This window comes from Streptomyces sp. NPDC005863 (genome assembly GCF_042871345.1).
Classification (GTDB): domain Bacteria; phylum Actinomycetota; class Actinomycetes; order Streptomycetales; family Streptomycetaceae; genus Streptomyces.
This window is the reverse complement of record NZ_JBIAII010000005.1, coordinates 410,939-426,856: the sequence shown is the minus strand read 5'-3', so window position 1 is coordinate 426,856 and position 15,918 is coordinate 410,939. Positions and strand designations below refer to the sequence as shown.

Genomic DNA, 15,918 nt, shown 5'->3' with positions numbered 1-15,918 from the left:
TTGCCCGTCTGCCCTGTGGCGTGCGCTACAAAAGTCGAGTTCTGTTTGTCGATTGAAAGTGCGCCCGTTTAGCGTCGGTCCGGCTGTTCGTCGCGCAGTACGCCGCATCCGCGGCACCGGACAGTCATCGCCGAGTCCCCGTACGGCGCGAGCCAGGGGAGCCGGGGACCCACATGTCCCCTGGGGTGAATCGGGCACCTTGCCGCGAGGCGAGGAACCTGTAGGAGACCTTCCTGCTCCGAACCCGTCAGCTAACCCGGTAGGCGAGAGGGAAGGAAAGGATCAGCCGCTTCATGGCGTTCACCCGTGCCACCGGGAAGCACCGTCGTCCGAGCCGCCTCACGCGTACCACCGCGAACGTCGCGGGCGTCGCAGCGCTCACCACCACCGGTGTCATCGGAGGCCTCGCCGGTCCGGCGCTCGCCGCCGCCGATGACGCGGCCCTCGAGCACACCGGCTTCACCCAGGCCATCTCCGTCGGCGACTCGCTCGCCGAGAACATCGACGCGCAGGCGGCCGCCCAGCGCCAGGCCGCCGACGACGCCGCTGCCGCCCAGAAGGCCGAAGAGGCCGCCAAGAAGAAGGCCGCCGAGGAGAAGCGCAAGGCCGAGGCCGAGGCCAAGGCGAAGGCCGCGAAGGAGCGCGAGGCCAAGGAGCGCGCCGCCCGCGCGGCCGAGCGCAAGCGCCTGAACAGCTACGTCGCCCCGATCTCCGGCTCGTACGTCTCCACGGGCTACCAGACCGGCGGCGCCATGTGGTCCTCCGGCAGCCACACCGGCATCGACTTCCACGCCGCGTCCGGCACCTCGGTCCACGCGGTCGGCGCCGGCACCGTCGTCGAGGCCGGCTGGGGCGGCGCCTACGGCAACAACGTGGTCATCAAGATGAACGACGGCACGTACACCCAGTACGGCCACATGTCCTCCCTCGGTGTCTCCGTCGGCCAGACGGTCACCCCGGGCCAGCAGATAGGCATCTCCGGCGCCACCGGAAACGCCAGCGGCCCGCACCTGCACTTCGAGGCCCGCACCGGCCCGGACTACGGCTCGGACATCGACCCCATCGCGTACCTGCGCGGACACGGCGTCAACGTCTGACGGACGCGGATTCCACAGCACCGCTTCGAAAGCCCCGGCTCCTGATGAGCCGGGGCTTTCGCGTTGCCGCGGCGGCGCCTCGTCCCGCAGTGGCCAAAAGATATCCATGAATTCCCGGACGCCATCGGAAATCGCGGCACTCTGCAATAGAGTCACCGGACGAGCGTCGGCCGACGGCGGGGCGCGGGGAATTCAATGGAGGTCCGGTCAGTGGGCGGAGGTCCGGTCACGCGCATTCCTGCGCATTCGGTCAGCACGGCCATCCGGGACGACATCGTCGCCGGAGTCCACGCGCGGGGCGGCCGGCTCACCGAGGAGCTCCTCGCGCGCCGCTACGGCGTCTCGCGCGTCCCCGTACGCGAGGCGCTGCGCACCCTGGAGGCCGAGGGTTTCGTCGTCACGCGCAGGCACGCGGGCGCGTGCGTCGCGGAACCGACGGAGCAGGAGGCCGCGGACCTCCTGGAGATGCGGTCGCTGCTCGAACCGCTCGCCGCGGCACGCGCCGCACAGCGCCGTGACGACGCGCACCTGAAGGTTCTGCGCGGTCTCGTCCGGCTGGGCCAGGAACGCGCCAGAGGCGGCCTGGGGGAGGACCTGCGGGCGCTGGGCGGCTGGTTCCACGAGACGCTCGCCCAGGCGTCCGCGAGCCCCGGCCTCGGCACGCTGCTCACCCAGCTCCGCCACAAGGTCGCCTGGATGTACGTGGTGGAGTCCCCGGCGGCGCCGGCCGAGACGTGGTCCGAACACGCCGCGATCCTCGACGCGGTGGCCCGCAAGGACGCGGGACGGGCCAGGACGCTCGCCGCCGCGCACGCCGAGCGGACGGCGGCCGCCCAACGGCTGCGTCCCGCACGGCGGGCGGGGCGCGGCGGTGTGAGGGACCCGCAACATGCCGTCAACACGGTGAGCCTCCGGAATTAACGGAGGAGCCGTATAAAAGGGAGACCCTCGCAAAAGAGGGGACTGAGTGAAAAGGCGGGAATTCCGGTATCTGTCTTTTTGGCGTCAGTCCTGAAGTGCGTCGAACGTCAGGCCTGGAAAACGTCGAAGGGGTCACCCGGAATATTCCGGGTGACCCCTTCGACGTTTTCCAGGAACGCGTCCTAGACCGTCTCCGGAAGCTCCTCGAGCCCCTCCGCGACGAGCTTCGCCAGCCGGTCGAGGGCGGCGTCGGCACCCTCGGCGTCGGAGGCGAGCACGATCTCCTCGCCGCCCTGGGCGCCCAGGCCGAGCACCGCGAGCATCGACGCGGCGTTGACCGGGTTGCCGTCGGCCTTGGCGATCGTCACGGGAACGCCGGCGGCCGTGGCCGCGCGGACGAAGATGGAGGCGGGTCGGGCGTGAAGGCCCTCGGCCCAGCCGACGTTGACGCGGCGCTCAGCCATGTGTTGCTGCCCTTCCAGGTGTCTCACACTTGTCTAGACCAGTGTCTCATGCCGTCACGGGTGCTCCGTCGGACATACGTCCTGGTCCCGGTGGCCGTTCGACCCGTCCCAGCCTGCCCCGGCCCGAGCGGCCGCGCGACCCGTACCCTGGCCCCATGCAGACCGCGTCGGATCGGCAGGATCGGCACGACTACCCCGCCCACTGGGAAGCCGATGTGGTGCTGCGCGACGGAGGGACCGCCCGGATCAGGCCCATCACGGCCGAGGACGCGGACCGTCTCGTCAGCTTCTACGAACAGGTGTCGGACGAGTCGAAGTACTACCGCTTCTTCGCGCCCTATCCGCGGCTGTCCGCCAAAGATGTGCATCGTTTCACCCACCACGACCAGGTCGACCGGGTGGGGCTCGCGGTCACGGTGGGCGGCGAGTTCATCGCGACCGTGCGCTACGACCGCATCGACGAGCGCGGCATGGCCGCCAGTGCGCCCGCCGACGAGGCCGAGGTCGCCTTCCTCGTGCAGGACGCCCACCAGGGCCGCGGCGTGGCCTCCGCGCTCCTGGAGCACATCGCTGCCGTCGCCAGGGAGCGCGGCATCCGCCGCTTCGCCGCCGAGGTGCTGCCGGCCAACACAAAGATGATCAAGGTCTTCACGGACGCCGGCTACCAGCAGAAGCGCAGCTTCGAGGACGGCGTCGTCCGTCTCGAGTTCGACCTGGAGCCCACCGACCGCTCGCTCGCCGTGCAGCGCGCCCGTGAACAGCGTGCGGAGGGCCGCTCCGTGCAGCGCCTCCTGACGCCCGGCTCGGTGGCGGTGATCGGCGTGGGGCGGGCCGCGGGCGGCGTGGGCCGCAGCGTGCTGCGCAACCTCAGGGACTCCGGCTTCACCGGGCGGCTTTCCGCGGTGAACAGCGCGTACGACGAGGAGACCGACGGCCCGGACATCGACGGGGTGACGGCGTACCGCTCCGTCGCGGCCATCGAGGAGCCCGTCGACCTCGCGGTGATCGCCGTCCCCGCCGACCGGGTGCCCCAGGTCGTCGCCGAGTGCGGCGAGCGGGGCGTACAGGGCCTCGTGGTGCTCTCCGCCGGGTACGGCGAGAGCGGCCCCGAAGGACGCGAGCGACAGCGCGAACTGGTCCGCCAGGCCCGGTCCTACGGGATGCGGATCATCGGCCCGAACGCCTTCGGGGTCATCAACACCGCCCCGCGGGCGCGGCTCAACGCCTCGCTGGCCCCGCAGTCGCCCACGCGCGGGCGGATCGGCCTGTTCACCCAGTCCGGCGCGATCGGCATCGCCCTGCTGTCCGGACTGCACCGGCGGGGCGCGGGGCTCTCCACCTTCGTCGGGTCCGGCAACCGCGCGGACGTGTCCGGCAACGACCTCCTCCAGTACTGGTACGAGGATCCGGACACCGACGTCACGCTGATGTACCTGGAGACCATCGGCAACCCGCGCAAGTTCACCCGGCTCGCGCGGCGTTCGGCGACCACCAAGCCGCTCGTCGTGGTCCAGGGCGCCCGGCACAGCGGCATCGCGCCCACCGGCCACGCCGTGCAGGCCACCCGGCTGCCGCACGCCACGGTCTCGGCGCTGCTGCGCCAGGCCGGCGTCATCCGCGTCGACACCGTCACCGAGATGGTCGACGCGGGGCTGCTGCTCGCGGGCCAGCCGCTGCCGTCCGGGCCCCGGGTCGGCATCCTCGGCAACTCCGAGTCGCTCGGCCTGCTCACGTACGACGCGTGCATCGCCGACGGACTGCGGCCGCTGCCGCCCCGCGACCTCACGACCGGCGCCGTCCCGGCCGACTTCCGCGCGGCGCTCGCCGAGGCGCTCTCGGACGACGGCTGCGACGCGGTCATCGTCAACGCGATCCCCTGGGTGGGCGAGGACGGGGCGACCACCGACCCCGAGACGCTGGCCACGGAGTTGCGGGCGGCCGCCGCGGGGTGCCCCGCCAAGCCCGTCGCCGTGGTCCACGTGGAGCTCGGCGGCCTCGCGGAGGCGCTGGCGGCCGCCACCAGTACCCGGCCGGACGCGCCCGCCCCCGTACCCGCAAAGCCCTCGGCCGGCCCCGCGGCAGCCCCCGCCGCCCAGCCCGCGGAACCCACGCAGCCCGCCGAGCCCGCCGAACCCACCGACCAGTACCGCATTCCCGCCTACCCCGCCGCCGAGCGCGCCGTGCGGGCCCTCTCCGAAGCGGTCAAGTACGCGCAGTGGCGGCGCGAGGCCGATGAGCCGGGGCGGGTGCACGAGTACGACGACATCGACGAGAGCGGGGCCGCGGGACGCATCGAGGAGCTGCTCGCCAAGGACGGCGATCCGCGAGGCGCCACCCTCGCCCCGGACGACGCCCACGAGCTGCTCGCGCGGTACGGCATCCACGTACGGCAGGCGCTGCCCGCGCCCGATCCGGACGCGGCGGTGGCGGCCGCGCGGGCGATCGGCTATCCCGTCGCCCTGAAGACCACCGCCCCGCACCTGCGGCACCGCGCGGACCTCGGCGGGGTCCGCCTCGACCTGACCGGTGAGGAACAACTGCGCCGGGCGTACCAGGAGTTGACGGACCTCTTCGGAGGGCCCGCCGAGCTGCGCCCCGTGGTGCAGGGGATGGTCCCGCGCGGCGTGGACACCGTGGTCCGCGCGGTGATCGATCCGGCGGCCGGCGCGGTGCTCTCCTTCGGCCTCGCGGGCGCCGCCTCGGAGCTGCTGGGCGACACCGCGCACCGCCTCGTCCCGGTCACCGACCGCGAGGCGAACTCCCTGGTCCGATCCATCCGGACCGCGCCGCTCCTGTTCGGCTGGCGCGGCTCCGCGCCCGTCGACACCCCGGCCCTCGAAGAGCTGCTGCAGCGGGTCTCCCGGCTCGTCGACGACCACCCGGAGGTGGTCGGGGTCTCCCTGGAGCCCGTGGTCGTCGCCCAGCGCGGCCTCTCCGTGCTCGGCGCCTCCGTACGGCTCGCGCCGCCGCCCGCCCGCGACGACCTCGGCCCGCGCACCCTTCCGGGGTACTGAGCCGCCCTTTCCGGGTACCGGAGCGTCCGGCTCCCGGCCGAGGCGGCCACGGGGCACCGTGCGCCCCGCACCGGGCCGTAGGATGGACGGCATGGCAAAGACCGGTACGACGACCCAGGGGCTGCGCGCGGCGATCGAGCGCAGCGGCTACTACCCGGCCCTCGTGGCCGAGGCGGTGGAGGCCGCGATCGGCGGCGAGGCCATCGGGTCCTACCTGGTCCACCAGGAGACGACGTTCGACGCCAACGAAGTGCGCCGGCATGTCACCGTCCTCGTCCTGACCGGCACGCGCTTCATCGTCAGCCACACCGACGAGCAGGCGGCGGACAGCACCTCCCCGACGCCGTACGCGACCACCTCCACCGAGTCGGTCAAGATCGGCCGCATCTCCTCGGTCGTGGTCAGCCGCGTCGTCGCCAACCCGGAGAAGTACGTGCCGGGGACGCCACCGCGCGAGGTCGTCCTGACCATCGGCTGGGGCGCGGTGTCCCGCATCGACCTGGAGCCCGCGGCCTGCGGCGACCCCAACTGCGAAGCGGACCACGGCTACACGGGCAGCTCGACCGCCGACGACCTCAGCCTCCGCGTCAGCGAGGCGGGCGACGGCCCCGACACCGTGCGGCAGACCCTCGCCTTCGCCCAGGCGCTGTCCGAGGCGACCGCGGACGCCGCCCGCTGATGTCCCTTCCTGCCTGGGACGACGTGCAACCCCTCGCCCTCGACACCGCCCCGGTGCCCGCGTACGGCGCGGGCTCGCTGGCCGACCTGCTGCCCACCCTCGTCGCCCACCAGGGCGTCGACGGCTTCGCACCCGTCATCCCCGAGCTCGCCCCGGCCGACCGGAACTGCGTCTTCCTGATCGACGGCCTCGGCTGGGAGCAGCTCAAGGCGCACCCGGACGAGGCGCCCTTCCTGAGCTCGCTCCTGCAGAGCTCGCTGGGCGGCACCGGCCGGCCCCTGACCGCGGGCTTCCCCGCCACCACGGCGACCTCGCTGGCCTCGGTCGGCACGGGACTGCCGCCCGGCGCGCACGGCCTGCCCGGCTACACCGTCCGCGACCCCGGCACCGGGGCGCTGATGAACCAGCTCCGCTGGAACCCGTGGACGGACCCGCACGCCTGGCAGCCCTACCCCACGGTCTTCCAGCGGGCCCACGACGCCGGCGTGCACACCGCGCAGGTATCCTCCCCGACCTTCGAGCACACACCGCTCACCAAGGTCGCGCTGAGCGGCGGCACCTTCCGCGGCCGGCTCTCCGGGGAGGACCGCATGGACCTCGCCGCGCGGCAACTGGCCGCCGGGGACCGGTCGTTGGTCTACACGTACTACGCGGAAGTGGACGGCAAGGGACACCGCTTCGGCGTCGACTCCGACGCCTGGCGCGGTCAGCTCATGTACGTCGACCGGCTGGCCCAGCGCCTCGCCGAGCAACTGCCGCCGCGCAGCGCCCTGTACGTCACTGCGGACCACGGCATGATCGACATCCCGTTCGACGAGCGGTCCCGCATCGACTTCGACGAGGACTGGGAGCTGCGCGCCGGTGTCGCCCTCCTCGGCGGCGAGGGCCGTGCCCGGCACGTCTACGCGGTGCCGGGTGCCGAGAACGACGTCCTGACGGTCTGGCGCGAGGTGCTCGGCGAGCAGTTCTGGGTGGCCTCCCGCGACGAGGCCATCGAGGCGGGCTGGTTCGGTCCACACATTGATCAACGTGTGTACGGGCGTCTCGGCGACATCATCGCGGCCGCCCACGACGACGCCGCGATCATCGCCACGGAGCGCGAGCCCAACGAGTCGGCCCTGGTCGGCATGCATGGCTCCATGACCCCCGTCGAGCAGCTCGTCCCGCTGCTCGAAGTACGCTCCTGAGCGTCCCCCTCCCTTGCCCCGCACTCCCTTGAAAGGTCCGCGACTTCGCATGTCCGAGCTGGTGTTCTTCTCCGGGACGATGGACTGCGGAAAGTCGACCTTGGCCCTGCAGATCGTCCACAACCGGTCCGCTCGTGGACTCCAGGGCCTGATCTTCGCCCGGGACGACCGCGCGGGGGAGGGCAAGCTGTCGTCGCGTCTCGGCCTGGTGACGGACGCGGTGGAGGCGCGGCCCGGCCTCGATCTGTACGGCCGTGTGGTGAGGGAGCTGTCGCAGGGCGGCCGGGTCGACTACGTGATCGTGGACGAGGCGCAGTTCCTGGCCGCGGAGCAGATCGACCAGCTGGCGCGCGTCGTGGACGACCTCGACCTCGACGTGTTCGCCTTCGGCATCACCACGGACTTCCGCACCAAGCTGTTCCCCGGCGCCCAGCGCCTGATCGAACTGGCCGACCGACTTGAGACGTTGCAGGTCGAGGCGATGTGCTGGTGCGGGGCGCGGGCCACGCACAACGCCCGTACGGTGGGCGGGCAGATGGTGGTCGAGGGCGAGCAGGTCGTCGTCGGGGACGTCGACCGGTCGGCCGAGGAAGTCGGCTACGAGGTGCTGTGCCGACGCCACCACCGCAACCGGATGACGAGCGCGACGGCCCACGCGGCGGCGCTCTCCCCGGACGTCCTGCCCGTCGCCTCCGCCTGACGACGGCACGCCGGACGCGTACACCTGCATGTACGTGTACATGTGTACAGCTGCGCGTACACATGTACATCGCGGTACACATGTACTCGCGGTACACATGCGCACGCGTCCGGTCGGCAACCAACGCCCCAGGCGGTCAGTCCGCGTCGGTGGTGTGCACGACGGAGAACACCGCGCCCTCCGGGTCCGCCACCGTCGCCGTCCTGCCGTGGTCACCGTCGCTCGGCGGCTCGACGACGTGGCCGCCGAGCTCCACCACCCGCTCGACCGCCTCGTCCACGTCGGCGACCTCGAAGTGCGTCATCCAGTGCGGGCCCCGGTCACGCGGCAGTGCCTGGCCCAGGCCGTGCACAGAGGCCACCGGGCGGCCCGCCACGCACATCGTCGCGTGGTCGGCGCCGGAGCCGGCCGAGACGACGGCCTCGTCCGTGCCGAACACGGACTGGTAGAACTTGAGCACGCCCGCGGTCTCCCGGGTCAGCAGCTCGTTCCAGACCGGCGTGCCCGGCCTGCCGAACACCGCGGTGCCCAGGTGGGCCACGGCCTGCCAGACGCCGAAGACGGCCCCCGCCGGGTCGGAGGCGATGGCCAGCCGCCCGGCGTCCTCGCCCGCGTCGAGCGGACCGACCCCGACCGTGCCGCCGCAGTGCCGCACCGCGTCGGCCGTGGCGTCCGCGTCGTCCGACGCCAGGTACGTCGTCCAGGCGATCGGCAGATGACGGTCGGCCGGCAGCCGGCCGATGCCCGCCACCTCACGGCCGTCGAGAAACGCCCGCACATACGGGCCGAGCTGCTCCGGGCCCGGCCGGAACTCCCAGCCGAAGAGCGCTCCGTAGAACTCCTGAGTCGCGGTCAGGTCGTGCGTCATCAGGCTCACCCAGCAGGGCGTGCCCGGCCTGCGCCGACCGGTCCCCGCGCCCTCGCGCCGCGCCTTCCCCAAGGACTGCGACCAGTCCTCACCAGGGGGGACCCCATTCGCCCGCGCCTCGGTCATCGTCACCCTCTCCTCGGCCGTCGTGACGGCCGGTCAGCTACCACTCTCGACTGCGCACACGACCGCCGCACGGTCGCCGCGCGTGCTCGCGCCCGTGCAGATGCTCGCACCGCCTTCCACACCTTGCGTCCCGGCCGCGCCGCGCTGTCCGGCTTCCCGCGGAAGATGCCCGATTTCCGGTTGCTCATCCGTGACCGCGCGAGGACCGGGAGATGTTCATCGGGCGTACAGGGTGTGCATGGTTCCGTACGCCCCGTGTTCGGTGTGGTCCGGGCGGCAGGGTAGCCGGACCTTGGCGACACGACCACCCCGTACGCAAGGATGGGCCCATGAATCCCATCATCTCCGCATCCCAACTCGCGGGCGAGCTGGCAGGCCAGAACCCGCCGGTCCTTCTCGACGTCCGCTGGCAGCACCAGGGCTCCCAGCGCTCCGGCTACGAGGAGGGGCACATTCCGTCGGCCGTCTTCATTGATCTGGACGCCGACCTGGCGGGTGCCGCGGGCGCGGCAGGCCGGCACCCCCTGCCCGACCTGGGCCGGTTCGGCGCCGTGCTGCGCGCGGCGGGGGTCTCGGCTGACCGGGACGTCGTCGTGTACGACGGTGGCCAGAACTGGGCGGCGGCGCGGCTGTGGTGGATGCTGCGTTGGACGGGGCACACGTCCGTGCGCGTCCTGGACGGCGGCCTCGCCCTGTGGACCGGCCCCCTGGAGCAGGGGCCCGGCGAGGCCCCCGCCGAGGGCACCTTCGAGCCGGAGCCGAACAGCACCGACCTGCTGGACGCGGACTCGGCGGCGGCCCTGGCCCGTTCCGGTCTGCTCCTGGACGCCCGCGCGGGCGAGCGCTACCGCGGCGAGGTCGAGCCGATCGACAGCGTCGCCGGGCACATCCCGGGTGCGGTGTCGGCGCCGACCACGGAGAACGTCGCGGAGGACGGCCGTTTCAAGCCCGCCGCCGAACTCGCCGACCGCTTCAAGGCGCTGGGCGCGTCCGGCACGTCGGAGATCGGCGTCTACTGCGGCTCCGGAGTCTCGGGCGCCCACGAGGTGCTGGCGCTCGCGGTGGCCGGAATCCCGGCCTCGCTCTACGTCGGCTCCTGGTCGGAGTGGTCGGCCGACTCCTCGCGTCCCGTGGCGACGGGCCCGGACCCGCGGTAGCGCCTACGGTGCGCAGACGCGCAGGCGCGCACATCGCAGAGGGGCCCCACTGGTGCGGTGGGGCCCCTCTGGGTAGCGGGCCACTCTGGCCGGCTGCTCGGCTGCTCGGTTACTCCTGCTTCTTGCGGCGCGTGCCGAAGACGATCTCGTCCCAACTGGGCACCGCCGCACGGCGTCCCGGCCGCACGCCGTCGGCCTCGGCCTGACGGTCCGTGGAGCCGACGAGGCGGTCACGGTGGCTGGCCACCGAGCGGGGCATCAGCACGTCCGCGTAGGCCGCACCGGCGCCCGCCGAGGCCGCGGGCGGCTCCTCGGCGTCCGGCTCCTGCTCGTCGGGCTCCTCCTGGGCGGCCGGCGGCAGTTCCGTGGTGGTGGCGGCCGTCGGGCGCTCGGGCACGATCATGTCGCCGCGGAAGCTCGGCACCGCCTCCAGGAGGCTCGTCAGCGAGTCGCGCTCCTGCTCGGCGACCGCGGAGCCCGCGCCGGTGGCGCCCTCCTCCGGCGGATCGGCCGGCGGGGCGGGGATGCTCGGGCGCTCCAACTGGCGTTCGAGGGCGCGGTCGAGCGGCCGGTCCACCGGGCGGTCCCGGGGCAGCCGGGCGATGCGCGGCACGAACGGGAAGCTGGGCTCGGGCGCGGAGATGTCGTCCGTCTCGCCGATCAGCGAACGGGCCTCGTCGTCCACGGCCTGGACGAGCCGCCGGGGCGGGTCGTACGTCCAGCTCGCAGAGTGCGGCTCGGTCGCGACACGGTAGACGAGCAGGACCTCCCAGGTGCCGTCGTCGCGGCGCCAGGAGTCCCACTGGACGGTGTCCTTGTCGACGCCCCGCATCATCAGACGCTCCTGCACGGCCTCGCCGAGCTGGGGTCCGGTGTTCTCGCCGGGGCGGCGGACGGGGGTCTTTCTGGCGCGCTCGGCCATGAAGGCGCGCTCCGCGAGGACGGGTCCTTCGAAGCGGCGGACGCGATCGACGGGGATGCCGGCGAACTGGGCCACTTCTTCCGCGCTGGCGCCGGCACGTATCCGTGCCTGGATGTCGCGCGGGCGGAGGTGGCTCTCCACCTCGATCTCGATCTGTCCGAGTCGGGGCCGGTCGCCGCGGACGGCCGCACGCAGCCGCTCGTCGATCGGAAGCGTGTACTCCGTGCTGTCCGCAGCCTTCAGCACCAGCCGTGTGCCGTCGTTGCTGACGGCCACGACACGCAGTTCGGGCATGGGGACCTCCCGGGTGGTGCCTGCCGACGTCACGTGCGTCGCTGCTTCCGCTAGTCGAGTGTGGCCTGCCCGGGTGCAGCCTGCCACAACCTTGCCGAGTTGCCCGGCGTGTCGGGCATGGGCCCTGGATCGCCGTTATGGCACGGTTACCTTTTTCGCAACGCTAAGTGACGAGGTTCGTCACCCTGTGCAGCGAGCCCCCCACCCGGCGGTCCTGGAAGGCCCCGGGCACCCTGGCGGGAGACCGGACCCAGGGCTCGCAACAGTACTCCATTCGGGCCATGTGGGTGGACCGCCGCGCCGCCGAACTTCTCGTACCGGACGGGAGTTGGCCCCCGCCTCCGCTGTGCCGCGCCCGCGCGCGGGTGGCGCACTTCACTGAATGTCCCGAACCGGAACTAAACACTTCGCCCATACGTCCCTGTCTCGTGTGGTCAGTTGAGAAAGGTCGAGAAAGGCAGGCAAGGGTCGGAGATGCGTGAAAAGCCGGATTCCGGCAAGGAGTCGAAGGACCAGCCGAAGGGGCCGAAGGGGCCGGAGGAGCCGGGCGAGAAGCGGCGCCTGGATCTGAGTCTGCCGCAGGTGGCGGGGAGCGCCATCGCCGCGGTCGTGGCGGCGAAGCTCGCCTCGAACCTCGGTGTCTACGGGACGATCCTCGGCGCCGGTGTCGTGAGCGCCATCGCGACCTGTGGCGGCACCGTCTTCCAGCACTTCTTCAAGCGTACGGGCGAGCAGATACGTGACGTCACGGTGCAGGCCAAGCCGAGGGCGCGGCAGGTCCCGGTGCCCGCGGCGCCGCCGGTGCCCGAGACGTTCAGGTCTCCCGCGTACACGGGAGCCATGCGGGCCACCGGGCCGGTGACCACGAGCTGGGGGAGGCCGCAGCAGCCCGCGGAGGCAGCGGCCGAGACCGACGCGGAGGCGACCACCCTGCTGCCGACCGCCGAGGGCGCGGACCCCACCACGGTGCTGCCCGCCGCGGGTACGGACCCCACTACGGTGCCGCCCGCCCCCGGGGACGACGACGCGACGACGATGTTGCCCTCCGTGGCACCCGGCGCGGACACCGAGCGGACCCAGCTGCTCGGAGCGGTGGACGCCACCCGGGCGGTGCCGCGCGACGACGCCACCCGCGTGCTGCGCACCACGGGTCCGGGCGCCACAGGTCCGGGCGCCATGGACCCGGCCCCGACGACCGCCTTCGCGCCGCCGCCGCTCCCGCCGGAGGAGTTCACGGCCGGCACCACACACCGCTCGCAGGTCCGCAGCTGGAAGCGGCCGTTGATCGCCGCGGCCGTCGTCTTCGGCGTCTCGATGGCGGGGATCACCACGTACGAGGTGGTCTCCGGGACGAACCTCAGCGGCGGCGAGGGCACCTCGATCGGCAACGGCTTCTCGGGGCACAACTCCTCGCCGAGGAAGCCGTCCACGCCGTCCGACGACGAACCCGCCGGTGAACCCTCGGGCAACGGCACCCCGAGCACGGGCGACGGTTCCCAGAAGGGCGACGGCAACGCCACGCAGGACCCGGACGGGACCGGTCAGACCCCGGGGAGCGGTAACGGCAACGGCACCGGCTCCCAGGACGACCCGGACAAGGGCACGGGCTCGGACACCGACAAGGACAACGGCTCCGACTCCGGGGACGACGGTTCCAAGACGGACCCGACCCCGACCCCCACGCCCACCCCGCCGACCCCGACGCCCACGCCGTCCCACGGCGGCGGGTCGGGCGCCGGTGACGACGCCAAGGACGGCGGAACGCCCACTCCGTAGTGGACGTCGACACGTCGACTCCGTAGCGGACGCCCGTATCCCGGAGTCCGGTCAGGCGCCCAGGACCCGCCGCAGGTAGTCGTTGCCGAACAGGCGGTCCGGGTCGAGTCGGTCGCGCAGGGCCGTGAACTCGCCGAAGCGGGGGTATGCCTTGGCGAAGTACTCCGCGTCGCGCGTGTGCACCTTGCCCCAGTGCGGCCGCCCCTCGTGCGCGGTGAAGATCCGCTCGGCGGCCGCGAAGTACGCCTGGTAGGGCGTGCCGCGGTACATGTGGACGGCGATGTACGCGCTCTCCCGGCCCGAGGCCGTGGAGAGCGCGATGTCGTCCGCGGGGGCGGTGCGCACCTCCACCGGGAAGCTGACGCGCAGCGGGGAGCGGTCCACCATGGCCTTCAGCTCCCGCAGCGTCTCCACGAGGGCCGCGCGGGGCACCGCGTACTCCATCTCCATGAACCGCACGCGCCGCGGGCTGGTGAAGACCTTGTAGGGGATGTCCGTGTACGTCCGCGCGGAGAGCGCCTTGCTGGAGATCTTCGCGATCCCGGGGATGGCCGCGGGGACGGCGCGGCCGAGGGAATTGACCACCTGGAAGAGGCCGTTGGAGAGCAATTCGTCCTCTACGAAGGCGCTGATCCTGCCGGGCTGCGCCGCGGGACCCGGGCTGCGGTTGTTGCGCTTGGTGTTGCAGTTGCCGGTGTGCGGGAACCAGTAGAACTCGAAGTGCTCGTTCTCGGTGACGAGCGCGTCGAAGTCCTCGGTCACCCGGTCGAAGGTCATCGGCTCCTCACGGGCGGTGAGGAAGAAGACCGGCTCCACGGCGAAGGTGATCGCGGTGATGACGCCGAGCGCGCCGAGCCCTATGCGGGCGGCGGCGAAGACGTCGGGGTTCTCGTCGGCGGAGCAGTTCAGGACCGTGCCGTCCGCGGTGACCAGCTCAAGGCCCGTGATCTGGGCGGCGATCGAGGCGGAGTCGCGGCCCGTGCCGTGCGTGCCGGTGCTGACGGCGCCGGAGACGGTCTGCTCCATGATGTCGCCCATGTTGGTGAGCGACAGGCCCTCGCGGGCGAGCGCCGTGTTCAGGCGCTTCAGCGGGGTGCCGGCCTCCACGGTGACGGTGCCCGCGGCGCGGTCGACGGCGCGGATGCCGGTGAGCAGGTCGGGACGTATCAGGACGCCGTCGGTCACGGCGGTGGCGGTGAAGGAGTGACCCGCGCCGACGGGTTTCACCTTAAGGCCGTCCTCCTTGGCCCGGCGCACCGCCGCGACCAGTTCGCCGACCGAGGCGGGGGTGGCCTCGCGGACCGGCCGCGCGGTCACGTTCCCCGCCCAGTTACGCCACGTCGCTGTGCTCTTCCCGCTGCCCGTGCCCGTACTCATGGGTCCCTCCCCGTCGCGGAACCGGCCGCTTCAGCCGGCGATATCCCAGGAAGCCGACCGCGACCGCGACGGCTCCGGATATCCCCGGTACCGCGTACCCGGCGTCCGAACCGGCGGCGTCGATGACCCAGCCGGCCGCTGAGGAGCCGAGCGCGACGCCGACCGCGAGTCCGGTGCTCACCCAGGTCATGCCCTCGGTCAGTTTCGCGCGTGGTACGTGCTGCTCGACGAGGGCCATCGTCGTGATCATCGTCGGTGCGATGGAGAGGCCCGCCACGAACAGCGCCACGGCCAGCAACGGAAGGTTCCCGACCAGTTGAAGCGGGATCATACTCACGGCCATCGCACAGACGCCCAGCAGCCACCGGGGGGCCGGCGCCCCCTTGAAGTGCAGCAGCCCGAAGGCGGCACCGGCCAGGCAGGAGCCGAGCGCGTACACGGCGAGGACCAGGCTGGCCGCGGACTTGTGGCTCTGGTCCTCCGCGTACGCCACGGTGACCACGTCGATCGAACCGAAGATCGCGCCGGTCGCGGCGAAGGTGGCGACGAGGACCTGTAGCCCCACCGACCGCAGCGCCGACTCCTTGGTGTGGTGTTCGTGCGGATGCGGCACTGGTTCGGTGGCCCGCTGGGAGGTCAGCCAGAAGACGCCGACGGCGAGGAAGACGCCGGCCAGCAGCGGTCCGGCCTCGGGGAACCACACCGTGGAGAGCCCGATGGAGATGATCGGCCCGAAGATGAAGCAGGCCTCGTCGATCACCGACTCGAAGGAGTACGCGGTGTGCAGTTGCGGGGTGCCGCGGTAGAGCGCCGCCCAGCGCGCCCGGATCATCGAGCCCACGCTCGGCACGCAGCCGACCAGGGCGGCGAAGACGAAGAGCGTCCAGTCGGGCGCCTCGAACTTGGCGCAGAGCAGCAGCCCGGCGACGGCGGCCAGGGAGACCAGCGTCGCGGGCCGCAGCACCCGGCGCTGGCCGTGCCGGTCCACGAGCCGGGAGATCTGCGGGCCGATCGCGGCGGCCGACAGCGCGACCGTCGCCGACAGGGCGCCCGCGAGGCCGTAGCGCCCGGTGAGCTGCGACACCATGGTCACGATGCCGATGCCCATCATCGACAGCGGCATACGGCCGAGGAAACCGGCCCCGGCGAAGGCTTTGGTGCCGGGGGCGGCGAAGATGGCGCGGTAGGGGCTGGGCACGGGGGACTCCGCTGGGGCTCCGGGCGGCTTCCGTGGGCGGAGGCTCCGGGTAAGGCGTAAAGATGGCTGATACAGCTTACGGCCGCGGGGTGGCCCGGCGCACCGGGTTTTCCGATCGGCGGAGGCCGTTTTCCGCCT

Annotated in this window: 13 protein-coding genes and 1 riboswitch; of the genes, 8 read left to right on the top strand and 5 right to left on the bottom strand. The window is 72.5% G+C overall.

Annotated elements, in window-relative coordinates:
- Positions 1-118 precede the first annotated feature (118 nt).
- Positions 119-281: riboswitch (cyclic di-AMP (ydaO/yuaA leader) on the top strand.
- A gap of 12 nt (positions 282-293) precedes the next feature.
- Positions 294-1,097 carry a M23 family metallopeptidase gene (locus tag ACFYO9_RS20970; RefSeq protein WP_355804457.1) on the top strand — a complete coding sequence of 268 codons (804 nt, stop codon included), beginning with the start codon at positions 294-296 and terminating at the stop codon, positions 1,095-1,097.
- Positions 1,098-1,307: 210 nt separating this feature from the next.
- Positions 1,308-2,018 (top strand): GntR family transcriptional regulator, encoded by a 711-nt coding sequence (locus ACFYO9_RS20965; protein WP_355804459.1) that lies wholly within the window; start codon positions 1,308-1,310, stop codon positions 2,016-2,018.
- Positions 2,019-2,200: 182 nt separating this feature from the next.
- Here the strand turns inward: ACFYO9_RS20965 and ACFYO9_RS20960 are convergent, their stop codons facing one another.
- Positions 2,201-2,482: an HPr family phosphocarrier protein gene (locus ACFYO9_RS20960; RefSeq protein WP_030021209.1), complete on the bottom strand. Its 282-nt coding sequence runs from the start codon at positions 2,480-2,482 to the stop codon at positions 2,201-2,203.
- 155 nt (positions 2,483-2,637) lie between these two features.
- Between ACFYO9_RS20960 and ACFYO9_RS20955 the strand changes: the two genes are divergently transcribed.
- The 4 genes from ACFYO9_RS20955 to ACFYO9_RS20940 all read left to right on the top strand — a co-directional run bounded on the left by ACFYO9_RS20955 (position 2,638) and on the right by ACFYO9_RS20940 (position 8,062).
- On the top strand, positions 2,638-5,496 hold the full coding sequence (locus tag ACFYO9_RS20955) for a GNAT family N-acetyltransferase (protein ID WP_355804462.1): 2,859 nt from the start codon (positions 2,638-2,640) through the stop codon (positions 5,494-5,496).
- A 91-nt stretch (positions 5,497-5,587) separates the two neighbouring features.
- Complete coding sequence (locus ACFYO9_RS20950) at positions 5,588-6,175, top strand: DUF5998 family protein (RefSeq protein ID WP_355804464.1); 588 nt, start codon at positions 5,588-5,590, stop codon at positions 6,173-6,175.
- A complete protein-coding gene (locus ACFYO9_RS20945) occupies positions 6,175-7,362 on the top strand; it encodes a nucleotide pyrophosphatase/phosphodiesterase family protein (RefSeq protein WP_355804466.1) in 1,188 nt (395 codons plus the stop codon). Before ACFYO9_RS20950 ends, ACFYO9_RS20945 begins: the two co-directional genes overlap by 1 nt.
- A 49-nt stretch (positions 7,363-7,411) precedes the next feature.
- Positions 7,412-8,062 (top strand): thymidine kinase, encoded by a 651-nt coding sequence (locus ACFYO9_RS20940; RefSeq protein WP_355804468.1) that lies wholly within the window; start codon positions 7,412-7,414, stop codon positions 8,060-8,062.
- A 136-nt stretch (positions 8,063-8,198) separates the two neighbouring features.
- Here ACFYO9_RS20940 and ACFYO9_RS20935 read toward each other — a convergent pair whose 3' ends face one another.
- Entirely contained in the window at positions 8,199-8,930 is a 732-nt protein-coding gene (locus ACFYO9_RS20935) for a VOC family protein (RefSeq protein WP_355804470.1), read from the bottom strand.
- A gap of 455 nt (positions 8,931-9,385) precedes the next feature.
- Here ACFYO9_RS20935 and ACFYO9_RS20930 point away from each other — a divergent pair, with 455 nt between their 5' ends.
- On the top strand, positions 9,386-10,213 hold the full coding sequence (locus ACFYO9_RS20930; protein ID WP_358777788.1) for a sulfurtransferase: 828 nt from the start codon (positions 9,386-9,388) through the stop codon (positions 10,211-10,213).
- 109 nt (positions 10,214-10,322) lie between these two features.
- Here ACFYO9_RS20930 and sepH read toward each other — a convergent pair whose 3' ends face one another.
- Entirely contained in the window at positions 10,323-11,429 is a 1,107-nt protein-coding gene (gene sepH, locus ACFYO9_RS20925) for a septation protein SepH (RefSeq protein WP_358777787.1), read from the bottom strand.
- A 474-nt stretch (positions 11,430-11,903) separates the two neighbouring features.
- Between sepH and ACFYO9_RS20920 the strand changes: the two genes are divergently transcribed.
- Entirely contained in the window at positions 11,904-13,205 is a 1,302-nt protein-coding gene (locus ACFYO9_RS20920; protein WP_358777786.1) for a hypothetical protein, read from the top strand.
- A gap of 51 nt (positions 13,206-13,256) precedes the next feature.
- Here ACFYO9_RS20920 and ACFYO9_RS20915 read toward each other — a convergent pair whose 3' ends face one another.
- Positions 13,257-14,582, bottom strand: a complete 1,326-nt coding sequence (locus ACFYO9_RS20915) for a D-arabinono-1,4-lactone oxidase (RefSeq protein WP_358777785.1) — start codon at positions 14,580-14,582, stop codon at positions 13,257-13,259.
- Positions 14,536-15,780 (bottom strand): MFS transporter, encoded by a 1,245-nt coding sequence (locus ACFYO9_RS20910; RefSeq protein ID WP_358777784.1) that lies wholly within the window; start codon positions 15,778-15,780, stop codon positions 14,536-14,538. The genes ACFYO9_RS20915 and ACFYO9_RS20910 overlap by 47 nt, the downstream gene beginning before the upstream one ends.
- Positions 15,781-15,918 lie beyond the last annotated feature (138 nt).